The sequence below is a fragment of the Nostoc sp. DedQUE12b genome, assembly GCF_034530835.1.
Lineage (GTDB): Bacteria > Cyanobacteriota > Cyanobacteriia > Cyanobacteriales > Nostocaceae > Nostoc.
Window position 1 is genome coordinate 1 of sequence record NZ_JAVRCI010000078.1, and the last position, 20,714, is coordinate 20,714.

Genomic DNA, 20,714 nt, shown 5'->3' on the forward strand with positions numbered 1-20,714 from the left:
GCGACAGAATTAACATAACCCTGATGACCATACAAAGGTTCAGCTAAGGCAAGACCTTGGTAATTCCACAACCGCACAGTGCCGTCAGCACCGCCACTGACAATCGTCTGCCCATCGCTACTGATGGCGACAGAAGAGACATTACCTTCATGACCACAGAAGGGAATCGAGACTCTTGCTTTATTCACCACCCGATTCAAACTGTTCTGAATTGATGCAAGAATCTGCTGGGGTAGTTTCTCTTGATTCTCCCCCATAGCTTGAATTGCCAAAACTAGACTATCTAGAGGTTGTAAGGGCAATAAATCGTCTACTCTAGCCGCTTTTTCTCGTAACTGGGATTCAGTAAGCGCCCTTTCCATTTCGGCAATCCGGTCTTTGTCGTCAGCATCACTGCGCTGGTAAAAATCTTCATCTTGTTGGGGTGATTGCAAATCGGGCTGCAATTGTTGCCAGCTATCTCTCACTTGGGCCAGCAATTCCTTTTGCATTAAATATTTGTCATCCGACCTTTCGTTCAACCATTCCCGTCGCGTATTTTCTAATGTCTCGCTCAACGGTCGCAAGTTTCGGTCTTGTTGTCGCCACTGGGCAAACTGCTGCCAACTTTCAATTAAAGCTTCATGGGCTAAATCAATCCAGACTTCTCCTTTTTCATCTTTCTCAGAAACTAATAAGCGTCCCTTAATCAATCCCGCTTCACCATCTAATAACTCACTAAGTTGTTGCTGTTGATTGGCATCATCACTTGCAATATTTAATAATGTAGCTTTTGGTTGGCGCTGTCGGGTATCCTTTTCTCCCTCTCCGGTTCGCACTAACCGCAGAAAAATCTGCTTAATCCATTCTTTTTCTTGTTGACTGCGTTCTTGAGTTGGGGATTCTTTCTCATAATCTTGATAGTGATAAACATTTTCTGCATGGAGATTTAACACCGCAGTTAATCCTCCTAACTTCTCATACTCTTCTTGGGTAAGTTGATGTTTCTTTTGCTCGCGTTTCTCCCAGAGTTTAGTTAAGGCAAACTCTAACAATGGCAAACTCCTTGGTTCTTGTTGAAGATTTTGGAGAATTTTTAATGCTCCTGCTTCTTCAACACTGTGAACCTGAAGCTGGGCAGGTTTGGCGATTGTCTCCTTGAAATCAACACCAGTTAAAGGCGGTATAACAACTACTGGGGTTTGAATGAGGTGAGTCAGAGAAGGATTATCTAAACAGGATTGAAGAAAATCACCTCGTATAGTAATTACAACTGCTAACCGCGAATCATGAATTTCTACTACTCCAGTCAGTAGTTCAATAAATCTCTGCCGTTCTTCCTTATCTATACAAACTGTAAATACTTTCTCAAACTCATCTACCACCAGCAAAAATTTTTCTGTGTTAACCACAGCCTCTGCATCATCAATAGGTTTAGTCAGGCTGCTAAAACTGTTGTCATTCTGAGCAATTTCAACCACAAGGGCGTATTGTGTCATCTTATTTTGTTAAAACTATTGAGAAAATTACCTCTGTGCTTTAAAATACCCAAATTAACGAGTTATTTACCCACTAGAGTTAAAAACTCTAGATTTAAAGTTCAAGTAGCAGTTGAGTAACACCCGGTAGAAGCACAATATTAAAGTCTTAGTGACTGGGATAAGCTCTATACCTTGTAGTTCAGTAGTAATTACGGCAGCAATGTCTAAGGGCGGGCTACGATCAGTTAGAAAATTTCAGATTAAGTTGACACCAATGGGCATTACCGTGCTATTACCTTGAGAAAAATCTCACATCGCGCTAGTCTTCATTGACGTAACTGCACGCTGTAACATTAGGCGATGACAAATCAACTCTCTCCAGAAATTCCCTCTTGCACTTGGAGCCGTCCCATCGGCTTAGGCTGGGATAAACCTTATACCGTCCGCTATGCAAGTAATATTGATGATGGTCCTTGGCATGGTATGCCTTTAGGCGGCTTTGGTGCAGGTTGCATCGGTCGTTCTTCACGGGGAGACTTTAACCTGTGGCACATCGACGGCGGTGAGCATACCTTCAAAAACGTTCCGGCTTGTCAATTTAGTGTGTTTGAATCCAATAGCACATCTTCCCAAGCCTACGCTTTATCTAGCCAAGCGCCCGATGATGGTACTCTCAAAGGGTGGCAATGGTATCCGACAACTCCCAACACAGAGGGGACGGGCAATTATCACGCGCTATATCCACGTAGCTGGTTTGTATATGAAAATGTATTTCAAGCACAGTTGACTTGTGAGCAATTTTCCCCAGTCTGGGCAGGTAATTACCAAGAAACTAGCTACCCTGTGGCAACATTCCTCTGGAATGCCCACAACCCGACAGATACACCGATTACTCTCAGCATTATGCTCACTTGGCAAAATATGGTGGGCTGGTTTACAAATGCTCTCAAATCTCCCGAAGTGCGGGTGCGTGATGATGGTAGTCCGGTTTACGAATATCAACCGCGCTGGGGCGAAAGTCAAGGAAACTACAATCAGATAGTTGAAAATACACAACAGTTTGGCTGTGTTTTAGGTCGGGTTGGTAGTCATGAACCTTTGCAAGAAGGCGACGGAACTTGGTGTATTGCGACGCTGAAACATCCACAGGTGGAAGTATTTCATCATAGCCGCTGGAATCCTGAAGGTACGGGTGATGAGGTATGGCAAAGCTTTGCCCAAAATGGCTCTTTGCCCAATTATGTTGATACTACTCCAGCAACAGAGAATACACAAATCGGGGCTGCGATCGCTACGCCGGCCGCAGGCATCGCAATCCGTTTCACTCTCCAACCAGGCGAAACTCTGGAAATTCCCTTTGTTGTCGCTTGGGATTTGCCAATAACAGAATTTGCGGCTGGAGTCAACTATTACCGCAGATATACAGATTTTTTTGGTAAAAATGGCAACAACGCTTGGGCGATCGCATCCACTGCATTACAAGAATACCAAACCTGGCGATTGCAAATTCAAAGTTGGCAAAAACCCATTCTCGACCGGGAAGATTTACCCAACTGGTTTAAAATGGCTCTATTTAATGAGCTTTACGACCTTACTAGCGGCGGTACTCTCTGGAGTGCTGCATCAGAACTTGACCCCATCGGTCAGTTTGCGGTGCTGGAGTGCTTAGATTACCGTTGGTATGAAAGTCTAGATGTACGGTTGTATGGCTCTTTTGCGCTGCTGATGCTGTTTCCAGAATTAGAAAAGTCGGTGATTCGGGCATTTGCACGGGCGATTCCTCAAAGTGATGATACTCCCCGAATAATTGGCTATTACATGACAATCAAGGCCGAAAGCCCGATTGCAGTTCGCAAAGTTGCAGGTGCAACACCCCACGATTTAGGCGCACCCAACGAACACGTTTGGGAAAAAACTAACTACACCAGCTATCAAGACTGTAATTTATGGAAAGATTTAGGTAGTGATTTTGTCTTGCAAGTATACCGTGATTTTTTACTCACGGGTGCTGACGATGTGGAATTCTTGGCAGATTGCTGGAATGCGATCGTTCAAACCCTCGACTACCTGAAAACTTTTGACCTCGACGGCGATGGGATTCCGGAAAATTCTGGCGCACCCGACCAAACTTTTGATGATTGGCGATTACAAGGTGTTAGCGCCTATTGTGGTGGGTTGTGGTTGGCGGCGTTAGAAGCTGCGATCGCAATCAGCGATATTTTATTAACTTACCAGACAGGTAACACAACAGAGTTGGCAGCGCAAAAATCCACTTATGAAACTTGGTTACAACAATCTCTTCCTATTTACCAAGAAAAACTTTGGAATGGGGAATATTACCGACTTGATAGTAAAAGTGGTTCCGATGTGGTAATGGCAGATCAATTGTGCGGACAGTTTTATGCTCGTCTGCTGGACTTACCTGATATTGTACCGAGCGATCGCGCCCTCTCTGCCCTGAAAACTGTTTATGATGCTTGCTTTTTGAAATTCTGTAATGGTGAGTTTGGTGCTGCTAATGGTGTTCGTCGTGATGGTTCACCAGAAAATCCCAAAGCTACTCATCCCTTAGAAGTTTGGACGGGGATAAACTTTGGGCTAGCGGCTTTTCTCGTGCAGATGGGAATGAAGGATGAAGCGTTGAGGTTGACGCAAGCTGTGGTGCAGCAAATTTATGAAAATGGTCTGCAATTTCGCACGCCAGAAGCTATCACCGCAACTGGTACTTTTCGCGCTAGCACTTACCTGCGGCCAATGGCGATTTGGGGAATTTACTTAGTTATTAATTAATTGACTATCAAAGCAGTTCTCGTTTTGACGCAACACACGTAGATGCCATGGGTGTCAACTTACACCTATTTTCAGATAAATAGACCACACGGTAGGGGCGCAAGACCTTGCGCCTCTACCGTGTGGTTCAAATACATGAAAACTGCTGTAAGCTGAAATCTTCTGATTGTATGAGTTTACCCAGCCCCTCTCCCAACATTGCCAGAGGAGCAAATTCTCTAGTTCCCTTTCTCCCAATGTTGGGAGAAGGGGTTATGGGATGAGGGCATAGAACCCTTACTCTTACCTAACTTCTACCTTAAGTTTACACCTACCACAGATGTGCGTCCCTAGCAAATCTAGCCTGTCTTCATCTGAGAAAGCAGACTTTATATCTGTGATTTTATTTTCCGAGTGTTTCCGGAAGCGAAGGAAAATTTCAGTAATGGTAAGAGTTGAAGCATTGAGAATTTAAGACTACTGTTTCAAAAAATGCAAATATTACTAGCTTTAGCCATAAATATTGCTAATAGTTCCCAGACTACGTTCACAATCAAAAGCTAGGTTATGACGTGCCTATTCGTTTACTCAACAGCAAAGTTAATTCAGATTGTGGTGCTGGGTCTTTGGCAATGATTAGCCAATACTTGAAAATACGCTTAAACCTCTACAGTTTGCGTAACTCAACGCCAGCAAGTCCTACAAGTGAATTTCACCAGCCTTTAACAGAAACAGCCCAAACTTTAGGATATGAAGCGTTATCAGTTGGGGGGAGTCTTAGCAAGGTGGACTCATACTATAACCCGTGGATAGCTCATTGTCAAGTAATTCATTGTGTAGTTGTCTGGAGAGATAAAGGCGATCGCATATTGATTTTTGATCTTGTGCCACCATTTAGCCCAATTGCCACTACATTTGTAATCTCAATTTTATAAATCTGTTAAATATTCATATCATATAGAATTTTTTGCTGAATCAACTTAACAATATTCTGTGTTAATTAGCTTTATATCTATTCTTAAATTCTTTAATATTGTACAGACTTAGCCTGCGACAATTTTCGAGTAAATTTATCGATTTGGGGATCTTTTGATTGACTCAATCAAGGCTTGTTATAACTATCTACTTATGTTATCCCCAAACAGGAATTTTATTTTACAACTGGTCTATTTTCTAATGACTGGCTGCTCGTTATGAAATCTTCGCGATCAGTTGACAGCGATTATATTTAGATCCGCTAAAGCTGTAGTCATTGCAAGCCAATAAAGACAAGTCTAATAAGTATCCTTGTCTAATCAAACTTATTGAAAAATAAGTTCAATCATATTGCCACGTAAGGTTTTATTCTCTATCGGCTAATATTTTTACAAGTTGTTTTACATTCTATTTAATGGTATTGTTTTTTAGTTACTCGACAATAATAAAGGTTTTAAAATAAGATTGGGTGAGGGGTAAGACCCCCTGAAGAATTAGCAAAAGAGGACAAAACTAAAAGCTGCACAATACACAAGTAAGTATAGGAATATATTCAGTAAGTTTTACCTATAAATATACTAAATTAGTAGATGACATCAACCACAAAAAATAGTATAAATACGAATGGTGTTGCTAACGCTCAAAGATAAATAGATTTTCTCTCTTAGTCTAAAAAAATATGCAAACTTCCCGGAAATTGCCTAATACAACAGTAGTAAGAAATATAAGCGTGTGAACCAATAAAGTTTATTTACTTATGGATTTTTATCCCTTGTAAACATTAGACACCGCTCCGCTGCTGATAATTTGCCACAAGCAATTCAAGATTTGCAAAAAGGCTAGTGTAGTCTGTACACCTCAATTGAAACATCAACAATCGCAGAGAAGAAAATAGTTTACTTCACCAAAAATAACTAACCACTATGATGAATCAAGACGTTGCTGGTATTAGTAGTAACTTAGATAAGACAGTGAAAGCTCAACAATTTGACAAAGTAGTTGAAGCAATTCTTGCTGGAAAGTATTCCTGGGCATGTGTTTTAATGTTGCGATTTGGTGGTTATAATCCTCTGCATTACATTCCATATCGCACCTACAATCGATTGCTCAAAGAGAACTCTCAAGGGGATAGGACAAAACAACAGCAAAGTGAAAATCTAAAAATGCTAAAACATACTCATAATTCCCAGTCTGATAATAATGTTTCATCAAGCTGCTTAAGCAAAATTAAAGACGTAGCTTATCTAGAAGTAGTTAGGAAGCAAAAAGCAGAAATGCGTGCTGGTAGTTTAGACCAGAGATTGACACAGCAAATTAGCGAACATCAATCAAGCAAATCGCCATTAAAAGCAGAAAATGTTCAAGACATTTCCTTGAAATCCTGTGGATTCAATTAAAAAGTATTTGGAATCAATAGATTCTGCGCTAAAGTTGATTGATTATCTGAAAGCCTGTTATGCTAATTTAAAATTGATAGCATGACAGGTTTTCTATAGCAGTAATTAATTTGATAATTTTTTGTAGAAATCTGCCAAAATGGCAAATATATACTAATGATATTGGTAAACTAATAACAACTAAATTTAAACTAAAATAGAGGTGATTTGGCAAGCAAGTTAATTTAAAAAATAAAATCAACGATTAGTTCTGACTATGAAATAAATCAAACTGATTACAAAAGTAATCAGCATTTCATGGAGTAAATAACTCCTAAACCAAGACCAATAATCTAACCGTTGCTAGTGGTGGTTCTTTTTCTGAGGAAGTCTAAGCAAAGAGAATTTGGCGAGGTGGATTCCCCCAATCCAAATTTTACACAGCTTTCACTGACTGCAGACGGTGCGAGTAATGCTGATAAAACTTTCTATCCTGTGGTTGGTGTTGCTTTAGTTAATAAAGCAAACGCTTAACATCAATTCCAGGAACAGAAATAGAAAAGTTACGGTGAAATTGTTGTCTTTGGCTGGTAGAACTAGTAGCTCATACGCTTCTCTTTCGACTATTGTAATCCTAGTCCTCCCAACCTGGATTATCTTTGGTTTCTAAACTTTCAATTTATATAGCAACGACTGGAAGTTTAAAACTTGAATAGCTTCCAGTTTTTTATCTATATATAAAAATAAATAAGGTAGGCAAATTGCCTACCTTATTTTTTGTGAATACTAGATATCTGGTGAAATTAATCTAGAACCTTGTAAAGACGTAGCGCTGTTACGTCTCTACGTTCTTTTTCACTTCCATGTTTAATGATTGATGATTAATTCAAAAAGGAATTAAACCTTAGCTAATTCTGGAGTAGGACTCTTGCTGTTGCGAATTGCTGTAATAGCCTCAGCATAATCTTTTGCGTTAAACACAGCTGAACCGGCGACGATCGCATTGGCTCCCGCTTCCAAAACTTGCCAGGTATTATTTGCCTTCAATCCCCCATCCACTTCAATCCAAGGGTCAAGACCACGTTCATCACACATTTGGCGCAGTTCGCGGATTTTGGGTAATACACCAGGGATAAAGCTTTGACCACCAAAACCAGGGTTGACGCTCATAATTAGTACTAAATCGCACAAATCTAGAACATATTCAATTAGTTCTAGAGGGGTACCAGGATTAAGTACAACACCAGCTTTCTTACCAAGCTCTTTTATTTGCCCCAAGGTGCGGTGCAAGTGTGGGGAAGCATTATGCTCGCAGTGTACGGAGATAATATCAGCGCCAGCCTTAGCAAATCCCTCTACGTACTTTTCTGGCTCCACAATCATCAAATGGACATCCAGTGGCTTGGTTGTAATCGGACGAATCGCCTCCACAATCAGAGGGCCTATCGTAATATTAGGTACAAAACGACCGTCCATGACATCAACATGAATCCAATCCGCTCCAGCTGCATCTACGGCACGAATTTCGTCACCCAAGCGACTAAAATCGGCTGATAGGATAGATGGAGAAATTACAATGGGCTTTTGAGATAGGTTTTGGGTCATGGCTAGTGGGTTTTTAAGCGTCCTCGTCTGTACGCATTGTAACAAAACATTGAACAAGACTCATAATTTCGATCCCGGTTTTTTGGGGAGTGGGGAAGCAGGGGAGCAGGGGAGCAGGGAAGACAAGGGGACAAAAGTTAGATCCCCTGATCTTGTTGTCCTCTTCACCATACCCAATGACAAATGACAAATGACAAATGACAAATGACTAATGACTAATAACTAATGACTAAAAAACTAACCTGGATATTTTGGGGATTAACTGCTTCTTGTCTGAGTGCGCCAGTAATTGCTTCAGCTTTAGAATCTGCACTAGGAACTAATGGCATTGATGCTCTGAAGCTACACAAATCTCCTTATAATTTAATCGGTCGTAAGATTGCTATTGGTCAAGTTGAAATTGGCCGGCCGGGAATGTTTGGATGGGATAAGGCGGTGTCTAAAAATCGTGCCATATCTTTAGCAGCGGTTTTTTTACGCAATGGCCCAGCTAAGTCTAATACTGGTGTTGACCCCCATGCCTACAATGTTGCCGGTGTGATGGTGAGTCAAGACAAAGCCTTGCCAGGAGTTGCGCCGGGAGCGCGATTGTATTCATCAGCAGTGGGTTCGACTAAAAACATGGGTCAGCCAGAGGAGTGCTTATCGGCACAGCACATAGCGCTCCAAAATAGTGGCGATGTCCGTGCGATTAACTTTAGCTTTGGGGAACCTCTGAGCCGCGATCCTCGCCCGGAAGCTACTTTAGACGGCAATGCTTTGCTAACTTTATGTGTTGACTGGTCTAGTCGCGTTCATGATGTTTTGTATGCGATCGCTGGCAACCAGGGAAAAGGCGGCATTCCTATTCCTACAGATAATTTTAACGGAATAAACGTGGCTTTTTCATCCCGCCGAGGGGGAGTTTTTAACAAAGTAGACGTGGCTAATCTGGCAGGTGTTAACCAAGGGGTGAATGAAAGACTAGCTGGAAAAGAATTTGACCTTGATGGGCGTCGCGCTATCAGTTTAGTTGCTCCTGGTAATAATATTCCTTTGCTCAATCCAGATGGCAAATTGAACAAGGTTACAGGTACAAGTTTTGCAACACCTCAAGTTACAGCTACTGTTGCTCTGTTGCAGGAATTTGCCAACCGACAGATGCGGACAAAACAACCCCACTGGAGCATTGATTCTCGGCGTCATCAAGTGATGAAAGCTGTATTGCTAAATTCAGCAGATAAACTTTTAGATAGCGGCGATGGCTTAAAGTTGGGAATGACGCGGACGCTAATTGATAAACAAAATCAAAACTGGCTAGATTCTGATGCTTATAAAGATCCAAAGATTCCCTTGGATGCCCAAATGGGAGCGGGTCATTTAAATGTATTTCGCGCTTATCAGCAATTTAGTGCTGGTCAATGGCAGGCGTCGGCGGCGGTGCCGGCTAGAGGTTGGGATTATCGCACAGTTGATGTTGGAGCATTTGTTGACTATATATTAGCAAAACCCTTAAAACAGGGAAGTTTTGTTGCTGTAACCCTGAGTTGGGATCGATTGGTAGAACTCAACGATAAAAATAAAAACCAGCAATATGACTTAGGTGAAAGTTTTCGCGATCGCGGTTTGAATAATCTTGACCTCTACTTAGTAAAAGCTGATGCTCAAAATTCTGATGCTGGTGCTGTTTGCTCCTCAATCAGCCAAATTGATAGTGTAGAACATATTTTTTGCCCCGTTACTGCTACTGGCAATTACAAAATCCGTGTCCAGTTTCGTCAAAAGCTCAATGAAGCAACTCAACCCTACAGTTTAGCTTGGTGGAGTGTACCTATTAATTGAAATAGAGTAGCACAAATATCTGTGTAAAATTACAGCGTTTTTCTCGTTCCCATACCGAGCATGGGAACGAGAATTCGTGCCTCTGAGAAACGTTATTCGATCTATAAAAACCTCACAGAAGTGGTTATTTTATGATTACGTAGCTTACAATACTTTTATACGTAAAGATAAAAATTCTTAGAAATCAAAATTTTTTATAACTCGTCTGTATAGCCGTCTCAATAAGGAATTAGCAACTCAACAAGTTGTGTTTAATTACTCTGAGCTACTAATTTGCTGTTACGAAAACTGTAACAGTCCCATTTTTCTATTGGAGTAAATGCAATAGTTAGTCATTGACACAGTATCTGCGTCAACTCTGAGCACAAATCGGGAATCTTTGGCAAGTGAGGTAGCAGAATGAATCGCCATAAATTGAGTGATGCGAAAGAAAATTTCCTGCAAAGACGTTACGGTGTGAGTCTAGGCAGACGTTATGCTCTGGCAGCTGCAAGTGTTGTTCTATTCAGTGTATTAGGGTGTTCTCAGGTCGATAGTAATAAAAGTGCCCTTGCTCAGTCTAGTTTACCTCAACCAGAAACTCCATTGCAAAAAAAAACAGCGAAAACTGATACAAAAATCGTTGAGTCTAGCAATAAGTTTGGCTTCAAACTATTTTCAGAAGTTCTGAAAAACGATCGGGGTGAGAAAAATGTTTTTATCTCACCTTCAAGTATTGCGATCGCTCTTGCTATGACTTACAACGGCGCTAGCGGTTCGACTCAACAAGCAATGGCAAAAACCCTAGAATTACAGGGGATGGATCTACCAGAAATCAACTCTTCTTATGCGGCGGTATTAAAACAGCTTTTAGACAATTCAGATGCGAAAGTGCAATTGAATATTGCTAACTCGCTTTGGGCAAATCAAGATGTTAGCTTTGCACCAGACTTTCTCAAGAGAACCCAGGACTTCTATCAAGCCAAAGTCAGCAATTTAAACTTTCAAGATGCCGCCGCATCTAGTATTATCAATAACTGGGTAAAAGAAAATACTAATGGCAAAATCACTGAAATAGTTGAAAAAATTGAACCAGATCAGGTATTATTTCTGATTAATGCCATATATTTTAAAGGTAATTGGACTAACGAGTTTGACAAGAAAGAAACTGCTTCATACCCTTTTTACATCACATCTGGTAGGCAAAAACAACACCCAATGATGTCACAGAAAGGTGATTATAAATACTATGAAAGCGAAAAATTTCAGGCAGTTAATTTACCTTATGGGCAAGATGGTAAGATAAGTTTTTATATCTTCTTACCCAAAAATAATTCTAACCTCAAAGCGTTTTATCAAAACTTGAATGTTGAGAACTGGGAAAAATGGATGACTCAGTTCAACAACCAAAAAGGGTTTATTCGCCTACCCCGCTTTAAAACAGATTACGATATTACACTCAATGATGCTTTAAAAACTTTAGGCATGAAGGAGGCTTTCAGCAACAAAGCCAATTTTTCTGGTATGGGTAAAAATTTTGCCATTAGCCAAGTTAAGCATAAAACTTTTGTCGAAGTAAACGAAGAAGGCACCGAAGCGGCGGCTGCTACTTCAGTGGGAATAGTAACAACATCTTTGAGACAAGAACCAGAACCATTCCGAATGATTGTCGATCGTCCCTTCTTCTGTGCCATTAGGGATAATCAAACGGGAAACATTTTGTTTATGGGTTCAATTATCGAACCACAATAAAAAGGCAAGAGGGATTGAAGACTTCATCTTTTTCAAAGAGAACTTCTAAAAAAGAAAATCCCCAGTGAATATACAGCATATTTCAAGTTGCTAAGGTACACAAGCTAAGTCTGTTACTCAGATATAAACGGTGTTTTACTCCTGAATTTTGACTCTTTAATTCTGGTGTAAATGATTAATTTACATTTCCTGTATATGCAGATAAAAATTTTTAGAAGTCATTATCCGTAAAAGGAACTATGGATGGTGAAAATCTTTTTAGTGATGGGAAAAATTCTAACCTCGCGGCATAATCATCTATTTGTGATAGTTCCAGTTCAATTGTTTGCTGCTCTTTTTCATCAAAAAGCAACTGAATTTGATAACTTGTCCAGAATTGTTCACCTAGTTCGTCTTCTAAATCAAAAGGCTGTTCTTCATCACCCCATATATTCGACCAAAGGACTATTTGATTAGCCCGAAAATGGTTTTGACCTTTTGTGTCTCCAACTACAAAATATACTTCGACATTTAAATCAAATCCTAAATCATCGACTTCTGCCTCTGCTATGTGACAGCTAACAACAATTAAACTATCTGGGTTAATATCTACTAACTGCTGTTGGCGTTGTAATAATTCTTGAAATACAAAATTAGGTAATAACTTTGAACTCTCCTCAAATAGATTTTTTTGAGTTTCTGGAGAGTAACGATTTTTTAATTCTTGCGTAATTAAATTTAAAATATCTTCACTGGCTAAATTTACAACTATCTGTTTATTTGCAGGATTAAGGAAACATCCTTGATTAAGATTAATGTGATTTTTAATTGGCATAGTTTTCTAAAATCCTTCTAATGCAAACGGATAATTCACAAGTCAAGCTCAAACAAAGGTAAAGAATAAATATTACTTTAGCTTCTGTTCTATATTTTTAGCAAGACCTACTTCATAGCAATTGCATCCTTTAAATCATAATTATAAATGACTATGATCGCAGAGCTAGAAAATATTCATCGGCTCAGGAGCAAAAATGCCACAGTGCTTGAGTAAGTAACGACAACATGATTAGTATTAACAGATACCACGTAACTTAAGAAATTTACAATAGACCTGCCTTGAAAATAAGGCAGAAGGCAGGAGGCAGGAGGCAGGAGGAAAAGACATTTTCATTGTTCCTTGTGAGCGCAGTTCATGGAGTCTCTTGCAAAAATATATTTTTACACTCTTAGGGAAAAGGGTGCATGTTAAAGGGAAAGGATTTTGAGTTTCTTTACGCTTTTCCCTTTCACCTTTACCCTGACTTTTGCAAGAAGTTTAATGGTTCGAGAACCCTGGTTTATCGAGGTTATTGAGGTTATCGAGAAACTGACTCATTAGGTGTAGCAATCAAACTGTTGAAAAATCTTTATCTGGGTTTCAGCGAACTAATACAATTTTGCAATTAGTACACTATTACCAAAAATATTAACTCACCCAGAATCATCCAAACTTATAGTCTGGAGGTATATCAAAATGGTTATGCGTTGGTAATGGAAGACTTTGGAAGTATTTCTATCAAAGATAATTTTGCTTTTGATTTGGACGCCATATCTAGACTTTTTACAATAGTTTTTAGAAATAGCGTAAACGTAGCCCGTCGTAGACATCGCACTATGCAATACCTTAGATATACTCCACCAAAAGCGGATTATTCATCAAGATATTAAACCCGCTAATATTTTAATTAATCCCGAAAGCAAAGAAGTTAAATGAGTTGACTTTAATATTGTATCTTTATTACCAATTATAAACAAAACCATGACTAAAGTCACAGTTCAAACATACACAAGATAAACAATAGTTGTTAAATTAGTAATGCTTTGCAATAAATGTCCGGTTAAAAGGTTCGATTTCTATCGGGGCTTGTGACTGATTTTTCTTACTCTTTCAGCAACATCGTTTTTTTATGTGTAGATTAATTGGCTATCTTGGTAACGCCATCCTCTTAGATGAGTTGCTGTATAAACAAGAGCATTCGCTCTACAAACAAAGTTACAGTCCTTTGGAATTAAAATCAGGAGTAGTTTGTGGAGATGGAGTAGGTGTAGGCTGGTACGACGAAGTGGGTAAACCCTTCATTTACCGAAATACAATCCCGCTGTGGAACGAGCCGAATTTGGAAGAGTTGAGCAACTATGTACAATCCGGTTGTACTTTAGGCTATGTCAGATTAGCTGGAATAGGTGAATCGCTCGACATTAGCAATTGTCAGCCATTTCGGAGTGGAAAACTTTTGTTTGTGCATAATGGCGAGATATCAAACTTTCAACAAACTCTTTGTAGACCAATACGTGAGAGCCTGTCTGATTCCACATACCGCCTGATTAAAGGCACAACAGACTCTGAACACATCTTCGCCCTACTAGTGGAAATGTGGCAGTCGTCTCCAAACAGCACTTTGTTGTCAGCATTAAATACTACACTTCAAAAATTGACTGAGTTAGCATCAGAACACGACACCAGCTTTAGTGCCAATGTAATTGTCAGTGATGGTCAAGCAGTTGCAGCAATTCGCTATGCTTATCGCACACAAGCACCTACTCTTTATTGGTCTTATGATGAACTCAAGCAGCCAAACCAAGTTATTGTTGCTTCTGAGCCTTTATCCAATAACCAAAATTGGACTGCTTTTGGTGAGCAAAGTGCGCTATTTGTTGAAGCCCAGTCATTACAGCCAACAATTAGCCTATTGGAGAGGTTTGTTCCTATTGGGGTTTAGATAAGCATTGCGATTTTGTTAAAATTGAGCTTTTCCCTTTAAAATTGCTGCGATGGTAGACAAGCATTGCTATTGCTTGTGCCCAAAGGCAACACTTGGAGGCAAGTCAGAGAGACAACATACATTAGACTTCTTGGCATTTGTCGGGGTAAAGGGGAAGGTGGGGCCCCCTCTGGGGATAAGGGGCGGGGGGAAGGGGAAAGAAAAAACCTTTAACCTTTACCCTTTACCCTTTAACCTTTTCCCCAAACCCAATGCCGAGTTGAAAATGCACAAAGCGAGCAGTATTGGGCTCCCTTGTACTCTGTCCATCACCATACCCACGCAAGCCAGAGCGATCGCATACTTACTTATAATTGTGCCGAGTACCAGTATAGAGGGAAACAGATGATTTCCTAAGACCTCAAGGTGAGCAATCCCCTGTTGTCTGATTCAATCCAATTTCAGTAGACCGAAAACTTTTGCGATGCCTTCGGCGGGCGCAGCCATCGCTAAAAAATAGTAGCGTGTGATACTGTTTTTCAAGAAATTTGTAAAAGCTGAATGCCTTGAATCAGAGATTTGTTGACGAATCAGCTCTAATGGCTGGCTGTATGGCTACTGCGATCGCGTGAAAAATCATGCAACAGTGCCATCAATGCCGGAACCACAGTCGGGGTCAGGATTGTGGAAAACGCTAAACCTCCAGTTAAGGCAATTCCTAGACCTTGATACAGTTCAGATCCCTGTCCTGGAAAGATTGCCAAGGGAATCATGCCCAGGACGCTCGTACCTGCTGACATAAAAATGGGACGGAGGCGATCGCGTGTCGCATTATAGAGCGATTCATCGTACTTTTGCCCCTCCTCCTGAAGCTGTAGCACTCGCTCCACAATCAAGATGGCGTTATTCACCACTACTCCAGTCAAAATCAAAAACCCCAATCCGGTAATCATATCCAAAGGCACAATCACGCCAGGAATCCAGTTGGCAACAACCAGACTTAGCAATGCTCCTGTCAATCCCATTGGTACTGTTGCCATAATCACCAGTGGATAGAGGAATGAACGATACAAGGCAACCAGTAGCAAATAGGTGATTATCACCGAAAATACAAAAGCAGAGGCGAGTTGTCCGACGGTTTCTGAAAGGCGATCCGCAGATCCAGCCAGTTCCACGCGAAATGTCGGCGGCAATTTGGTTCGTAATGGTGCCAGAATTTGATTTTCAGTTTGATTGACAAGTTCTCCTAATGGTGCATCTGGAGTCAAGCTCACCGTTAGAGTAGTAGAGCGTTCTAAATCCACATGATTAATCACACCGGGCCCAGTTGTTTCGCGAACAGTTGCCACATCTGCAAGCTGAACTTGTCCTCCTTGAAAGCTAGTCATTGATTGCTGAGTATTCCCTACTTGCTGCGCTTGAGGAATTTGAGAACTGTACAACGACAACTGGCGCAACTGTTCGGGTGTTTTGACAAAGATATTTTGCAACTGTACAGTAACATCCAGTTCTTCTTTGCCATCCACAAACTCAGAGGCGAAGCGTCCTCCCAGCGCTGCTTCGACCATCGCCCCAACCTCTGATTCTGACAAACCCACTTCGGCAAGCCGGACGCGGTTGGGAATGACTTGCAGTTGGGGAGCGCCGTTAATAGAGTTAGAGCGAGCATTCGCAACTCCCGGCAAGGCTGAGATTTGCTGAGTCAACTGTTGCTCTAGCTCTCCAAGTTGTTTCAGGTCTGGCCCAATGATCTGCACTTCAAAGGATTTACCCGGATCATTGAAGATGGGAAACCGGATTGGAAACATGAATTTGTAGCCTGGATAACCAAAGCTTTTACCAGTCAAGCGTTCTACTATCTGGGCTAGCCCGCTACCCGTCGCTGATTCTGGCTTGAGGCTAATGCCAATCCCGCGAAACTGCGGAAAGTTAATAAAAAATGTGTTGGCGATTTCAGATTGCTCTTTCAGAAATCCTCTGGCAGGCACAGATAGTTTAACTGCCTCTGGGACACTGGTTCCGGGAAACGTCTCGGTCAACCAAAACACAAAATTGAGGTTGCCTTCTGGTAAATAGTCGGCTGGGGGCAGCAAGACAATACTGGAAGCTAGCAAAACAATCGGAATAGACAGCAATGCAAGTCTGCGCTTGAGCCGACGCGGGCCTAGTGCCCAACCAACCGTTGCCAATAAAAAGCTTTCTAACTTGCTTTGCAGCCGTCGAAACCCGAACGAAGTCTGCATGATCGATCGCTCTAGCCAGTTGCCACTAGCTTGTAGTTGGGAATCGCTGGCGTTTCCTAATTGGAACGTTTGCTGTGCTTCTGCTGGGTTGAGAAACAAACTCGCTAACATTGGTAGCAACGTCAATGATGCAAACATTGATAATACAGCAGCAGCCGTAATTGTAATTGCCATATCGACAAACAACTGTGCGACTTCGCCCGTCACCAGCACCAGGGGCGCAAATACTGCCACGTTTGCCAATGTTGCCGCCAAGATTGCCCCGCCGACTTCTTGCGTTCCATCAATCGCCGCTTGCAGGCGACTTTTACCCTGCTGCATGTGGGTAAAGATGTTTTCAATGACGACGATCGCGTTATCGACCACCATCCCCGCCGCAAATCCCAACGCTGCCAAACTGATGATGTTGAGCGATCGCCCCAGCACTGCACTGACGATGAACACCACGATCATCGCAATCGGAATGCTAATGGCAACAACAACAACGGTACGGAGTGAACCCAAAAACAGCAGCAATACTGCGATCGCCAACACTCCACCCGTAATTAAATCACCCCGGACGTTAGACACCGACTGGTCAATGTACGTGCTTTCATCGTAAAGAATCTCAAACTCAACTCCTTCTCCCTGGCGATCAAATTGCGTTGCCAAATTCGCTAATGCGGCGCGGACTCCCTTAGAGACTTGCGGCACATTCGCGCCTACCCGACGGATGATGCCAATTCCGGCAGAGGGAGCATCGTTGAACAGAAAGGCGCTGTCTTGGAACTTCCGCCCCATTTCCACCTCAGCGACATCCCCCAGATATACTGTTCCTGCGTCGTTGCGCCGCAGGACAAAGGTTTTGAGTTGATTTAATTCTTGCGCTCGGTTGACCGTCCGCACCTGATATTCGCGTTTTCCTAGCACCAAGGGCCCGCCCCGAATATCACGATTGTTGGTTCTTAGGGTGTCGGTGACATCGGTGAGGGTAAGATTGCGATCGGATAAGGCTTTCGGATCGACTAATATCTCAACTTCCCGCTCCTGTCCGCCGACAATAAAGAACCGACTCGTCCCTTCCACTCGCCTGAGTGCGGGTTCAATCACTTCATCAATCAGGTCGCGGTAGCGGTTAGAGTCAGTCTGATAGCCTGGTTTTGGCTTCAGCACGATCCACATCATCGGGTTATTGTTGCCGCTAGCAACCTGCACATCAGACTCGCCCGCTTCCTCTGGTAGTTCTTCTAGCTGCTGTAATTTGTTCAGCAGATTGACCAGGCGGGCATCGACATCTGTTCCCCACTCAAACTTGATCGTGATAGTGCTAATCCCTGATAAACTTTGGCTGGTAATTTCTTGAACGCCTTCGATTTCCTCCAATACATCTTCAATTGGGCGAGTGATCAAATCTTCTACTTCTGCTGGGGCTGCACCGATGTAGGGAGTGGTAATTGTAATTTCTGGGCGATCGCCTCCTGGTTGCAGTTCCAAAGGCAACCTGAACAGGGCAATCAACCCAAACATCGTCAACAGACAAAATAAAACAAAGGTGCCATGCCGCCAACGGACAGAGGTTTCAATGAAGTTCATGATTCTTGCCTCGTGTTTTGTTCCGCAATCTGCACTGGCGCTCCATGCATCAGCGCTTCACCACCCCGCACCACAACGGGTTGCCCGACTTGCAACTGACTGCTAGAAATTGCCACTGTTTCGCCCATGTCAACGACTAGTTTCACGGGTATTTGGGCTGCTTTGCCATTGGCAACGGTGTAAACCAGCCAATCTTCATCACGCCGAACCAAAGCATCGCGGGGAACGACAAAGCTAGATGGATCTAAGAGCAACTGTAGCTCTGCCGCGATCGCCATCTTGGGCAACAAATTCTGGGGTGGATTTTGCAATCGCACTCGTACCATTTGCCGCCGTGATGCGGCGTTGGCAGCCGGAACCACGCCGCTAATTGTGGCACGTCTGCGCCAGTTAGGAATAGCACGGGCAGTCAATTCTACAGGCAAACCGGGGGTGATGCTGCCGCTGAGTTGCTCTGGCAATTCCAGAAAGACATCTAACTCGTTGCTATTCACCAGGGTTAACACCGGATCGCGAATATCGACCAAATCGCCTGTGCTGACCTCTCGCGATCGCACAATTCCCATCATCGCAGCCTTGACCTGTGTCCGTGCCAAGGCAAGTTCTGCCTGATTGACCAAAGATGCGGCGGCAGCGACGCTGGCTTGTTGAGCCGCAATTTCTTCGCGGGTAGGGCCGGCGGTGGCTTCTGCCAGTGTGGCTTCTACTTTCAACCGTTCTGCTTGGGTTGCATCCACCGTAGCCCTTTCCTCTAATAGCGCCTTCTCACTGATTGCCCCTGCTGCCACTAACTCTTGATAACGTTTGAGGTTCTGCTGTGCCTCTCGTTCTCGTGCTTGGACAGAGCGGAGTTCGGCTCGACGCTGGTTAATGATTTCCGGTCGGGTGCCTACTGAAAGACGCGCTAGTTCGCTGCGCTCCTGCGTCAGCCTTGCTCGTGCTTCTGCCAATGCTAGCTGCTGATCTGCATTGTCTAACGTGGCAATCGTCATTCCTGGTGTGACGCGATCGCCCACCTCCACCAAAACCCGTTCGACCGTGCCGGCTGTTTGGGTACGGAGTGTGGCGCTTTTACTTGCCTCAACTTGCCCTAATAACTGGATGCGTCTAACGCCTTCGCCTCGTTTCAGGGCAACGGTTTCTACGGTCGTTGGGGGCAGTGCTTGAGCCATTTTAGAAGATGCAGGTTCACTGGCAGGAGTGATTGTCCGCCAAATAACCACACCGCTACCCACTAGTAGCAGGAGTGCTAGCAGCCCAAGTTGCACTCGGTTTAGGCGACGAGGTGCAACTGAAGGTTTTGGTGATGAACCCTGAGATTGGGAAGTTTTCATAGTGAACGAAGCACCTCTAATTAGATGCCTGGTATGGATTCTATTCGTTGAGATAGTGCTTGTGATCGCGTAGGTTATTCAGCATCACTTTGGCATATTCAGCCCAATCAGGAAATTCTGGTAGTAACGCATAAACCCAGACAATCGCGTGGAGTTGTCGCATCTTGATGTATGGCTCCAGTACGCTAGAGTCAGGCGCGTTGGGATAAGCTGACCTCCCTTCGTCATCTAGGTTGATCAAGTCCCAGGCGATGTGCCCCCTGCAAGTGTCCTCAAAGTCGTTCCAAAGCCATCCTTCTGCTGTGGGGATTAAATTTAAAGCATTGGCATCACCATGTAATGGCTGTAGTTGATCGGTTGCTAACTGAGGCAATAAGCGATCATAAATTTCTTGCAGCAATGTTAAATCACTTGTAGTCAAAATATCACCCGCCTGTTTCAACCGCTCCAGCCCACGGGGAATATCGTTCTGGGGCGGTGCTAATAGAGGTAGATCGCCGGGATAATCGTGCAGTAGGGCGTGTAATTCAGCCAGCATTCGGCCGATAATTTGAGGATCTGGGAGGCGATCAGAGACAGGTTGGACATAGCGCCAGAAGGTCATAAACAACCCGTCGTGCTGGTGCGGGATTGCGGGTAAGCGATCGCTAGGTGCAATGACTGGAGAGCCGCATGAGGCAAGAAACTCAGCCACAGAAATTTCACGCGCCAGCCAGGACTCGATTGGCGAACGGAGTAAAGCGGTGACGGTACTGACACGGGCAACAATCGGTGCAGGGTGTAAATAAACCCGCACTGAGTAAGCATTATTCAGTACATGGGGAGCGTCTACCTTTACGCCGTGGGCAGAAACAACCGATACGGCTGCTGCGACTGCCCGTGCTGTGAGTGCAGTGCGGTTTGAATTTTCAGATGACATGACGAAGACTTTTTGCTTTGTAGCGTGTGACTCATAGCAGGGAAAGTATATTTTGTAAAAGGGACTGGAGATTGGGGATTAGGGATTGGGGACTGGGTGTAAAATCGATCATGTTATGGTGGGGGCTTTTACCCACCACCAAATTTTAAAAAACAATTTCTGGTATCCAGTACCGGAGCGTCGGAGTCC

The 20,714-nt window shown here is 43.0% G+C and carries 12 protein-coding genes and 2 pseudogenes; 8 read left to right on the plus strand and 6 right to left on the minus strand.

The features are described from left to right. Positions 1-1,478: hypothetical protein (locus tag RMY16_RS26845; RefSeq protein WP_322738919.1), on the minus strand; the 1,478-nt coding region annotated here is incomplete at its 3' end. Between the two features lie 342 nt (positions 1,479-1,820). Here RMY16_RS26845 and RMY16_RS26850 point away from each other — a divergent pair. The 3 genes from RMY16_RS26850 (at position 1,821) to RMY16_RS26860 (ending at position 6,601) form a co-directional block, all read left to right on the plus strand. Continuing rightward, positions 1,821-4,250, plus strand: a complete 2,430-nt coding sequence (locus RMY16_RS26850) for a GH116 family glycosyl hydrolase (protein ID WP_322738920.1) — start codon at positions 1,821-1,823, stop codon at positions 4,248-4,250. 551 nt (positions 4,251-4,801) lie between these two features. Next, on the plus strand, positions 4,802-5,164 hold the full coding sequence (locus RMY16_RS26855) for a cysteine peptidase family C39 domain-containing protein (RefSeq protein WP_322738921.1): 363 nt from the start codon (positions 4,802-4,804) through the stop codon (positions 5,162-5,164). A 966-nt stretch (positions 5,165-6,130) separates the two neighbouring features. After that, a complete protein-coding gene (locus RMY16_RS26860; RefSeq protein WP_322738935.1) occupies positions 6,131-6,601 on the plus strand; it encodes a HetP family heterocyst commitment protein in 471 nt (156 codons plus the stop codon). Between the two features lie 876 nt (positions 6,602-7,477). On the opposite strand, the gene rpe is transcribed toward RMY16_RS26860, so the two are convergent. Then, positions 7,478-8,185, minus strand: coding sequence for a ribulose-phosphate 3-epimerase (gene rpe / locus RMY16_RS26865; RefSeq protein ID WP_322668247.1), 708 nt, complete (start codon positions 8,183-8,185; stop codon positions 7,478-7,480). A 225-nt stretch (positions 8,186-8,410) separates the two neighbouring features. Between rpe and RMY16_RS26870 the strand changes: the two genes are divergently transcribed. Beyond that, positions 8,411-10,006 carry a S8 family serine peptidase gene (locus RMY16_RS26870; protein WP_322738922.1) on the plus strand — a complete coding sequence of 532 codons (1,596 nt, stop codon included), beginning with the start codon at positions 8,411-8,413 and terminating at the stop codon, positions 10,004-10,006. A gap of 399 nt (positions 10,007-10,405) precedes the next feature. Beyond that, a complete protein-coding gene (locus RMY16_RS26875) occupies positions 10,406-11,737 on the plus strand; it encodes a serpin family protein (protein WP_322738923.1) in 1,332 nt (443 codons plus the stop codon). A 211-nt stretch (positions 11,738-11,948) separates the two neighbouring features. Here RMY16_RS26875 and RMY16_RS26880 read toward each other — a convergent pair whose 3' ends face one another. Beyond that, positions 11,949-12,551, minus strand: a complete 603-nt coding sequence (locus tag RMY16_RS26880; protein ID WP_322738924.1) for a hypothetical protein — start codon at positions 12,549-12,551, stop codon at positions 11,949-11,951. 497 nt (positions 12,552-13,048) lie between these two features. On the opposite strand from RMY16_RS26880, the pseudogene RMY16_RS33165 reads away from it, so the two are divergent. From RMY16_RS33165 to egtC, 3 genes and pseudogenes are all read left to right on the plus strand, one after another. Beyond that, positions 13,049-13,280, plus strand: a pseudogene (locus RMY16_RS33165) (hypothetical protein); the annotation flags it as partial. Between the two features lie 78 nt (positions 13,281-13,358). After that, positions 13,359-13,466: pseudogene (locus tag RMY16_RS33170) on the plus strand (protein kinase domain-containing protein); the annotation flags it as partial. Between the two features lie 196 nt (positions 13,467-13,662). Continuing rightward, a complete protein-coding gene (gene egtC / locus RMY16_RS26890) occupies positions 13,663-14,475 on the plus strand; it encodes an ergothioneine biosynthesis protein EgtC (RefSeq protein WP_322738925.1) in 813 nt (270 codons plus the stop codon). Between the two features lie 578 nt (positions 14,476-15,053). Here egtC and RMY16_RS26895 read toward each other — a convergent pair. From RMY16_RS26895 to RMY16_RS26905, 3 genes are read right to left on the minus strand one after another with little or no spacing between them, the layout of a single operon-like run. Then, the gene (locus RMY16_RS26895) at positions 15,054-18,272 is read right to left on the minus strand and encodes an efflux RND transporter permease subunit (protein WP_322738926.1); all 3,219 of its coding nucleotides are present in this window, start codon (positions 18,270-18,272) and stop codon (positions 15,054-15,056) included. Then, positions 18,269-19,606: an efflux RND transporter periplasmic adaptor subunit gene (locus RMY16_RS26900; protein ID WP_322738927.1), complete on the minus strand. Its 1,338-nt coding sequence runs from the start codon at positions 19,604-19,606 to the stop codon at positions 18,269-18,271. Before RMY16_RS26900 ends, RMY16_RS26895 begins: the two co-directional genes overlap by 4 nt. Positions 19,607-19,646: 40 nt before the next feature. After that, positions 19,647-20,525, minus strand: coding sequence for a phosphotransferase (locus RMY16_RS26905; protein WP_322738928.1), 879 nt, complete (start codon positions 20,523-20,525; stop codon positions 19,647-19,649). Between the last annotated feature and the right edge of the window lie 189 nt (positions 20,526-20,714).

What these genes read in the sequence shown, in the direction of transcription:
- RMY16_RS26850 (WP_322738920.1), top strand. Translation starts at nt 1,821, where the DNA reads ATGACAAATCAACTCTCTCCAGAAATTCCCTCTTGCACTTGGAGCCGT.
- RMY16_RS26860 (WP_322738935.1), top strand. Translation starts at nt 6,131, where the DNA reads ATGAATCAAGACGTTGCTGGTATTAGTAGTAACTTAGATAAGACAGTG.
- rpe (WP_322668247.1), bottom strand. Translation starts at nt 8,185, where the DNA reads ATGACCCAAAACCTATCTCAAAAGCCCATTGTAATTTCTCCATCTATC.
- RMY16_RS26870 (WP_322738922.1), top strand. Translation starts at nt 8,411, where the DNA reads ATGACTAAAAAACTAACCTGGATATTTTGGGGATTAACTGCTTCTTGT.
- RMY16_RS26875 (WP_322738923.1), top strand. Translation starts at nt 10,406, where the DNA reads ATGAATCGCCATAAATTGAGTGATGCGAAAGAAAATTTCCTGCAAAGA.
- RMY16_RS26880 (WP_322738924.1), bottom strand. Translation starts at nt 12,551, where the DNA reads ATGCCAATTAAAAATCACATTAATCTTAATCAAGGATGTTTCCTTAAT.
- egtC (WP_322738925.1), top strand. Translation starts at nt 13,663, where the DNA reads ATGTGTAGATTAATTGGCTATCTTGGTAACGCCATCCTCTTAGATGAG.
- RMY16_RS26895 (WP_322738926.1), bottom strand. Translation starts at nt 18,272, where the DNA reads ATGAACTTCATTGAAACCTCTGTCCGTTGGCGGCATGGCACCTTTGTT.
- RMY16_RS26900 (WP_322738927.1), bottom strand. Translation starts at nt 19,606, where the DNA reads ATGAAAACTTCCCAATCTCAGGGTTCATCACCAAAACCTTCAGTTGCA.
- RMY16_RS26905 (WP_322738928.1), bottom strand. Translation starts at nt 20,525, where the DNA reads ATGTCATCTGAAAATTCAAACCGCACTGCACTCACAGCACGGGCAGTC.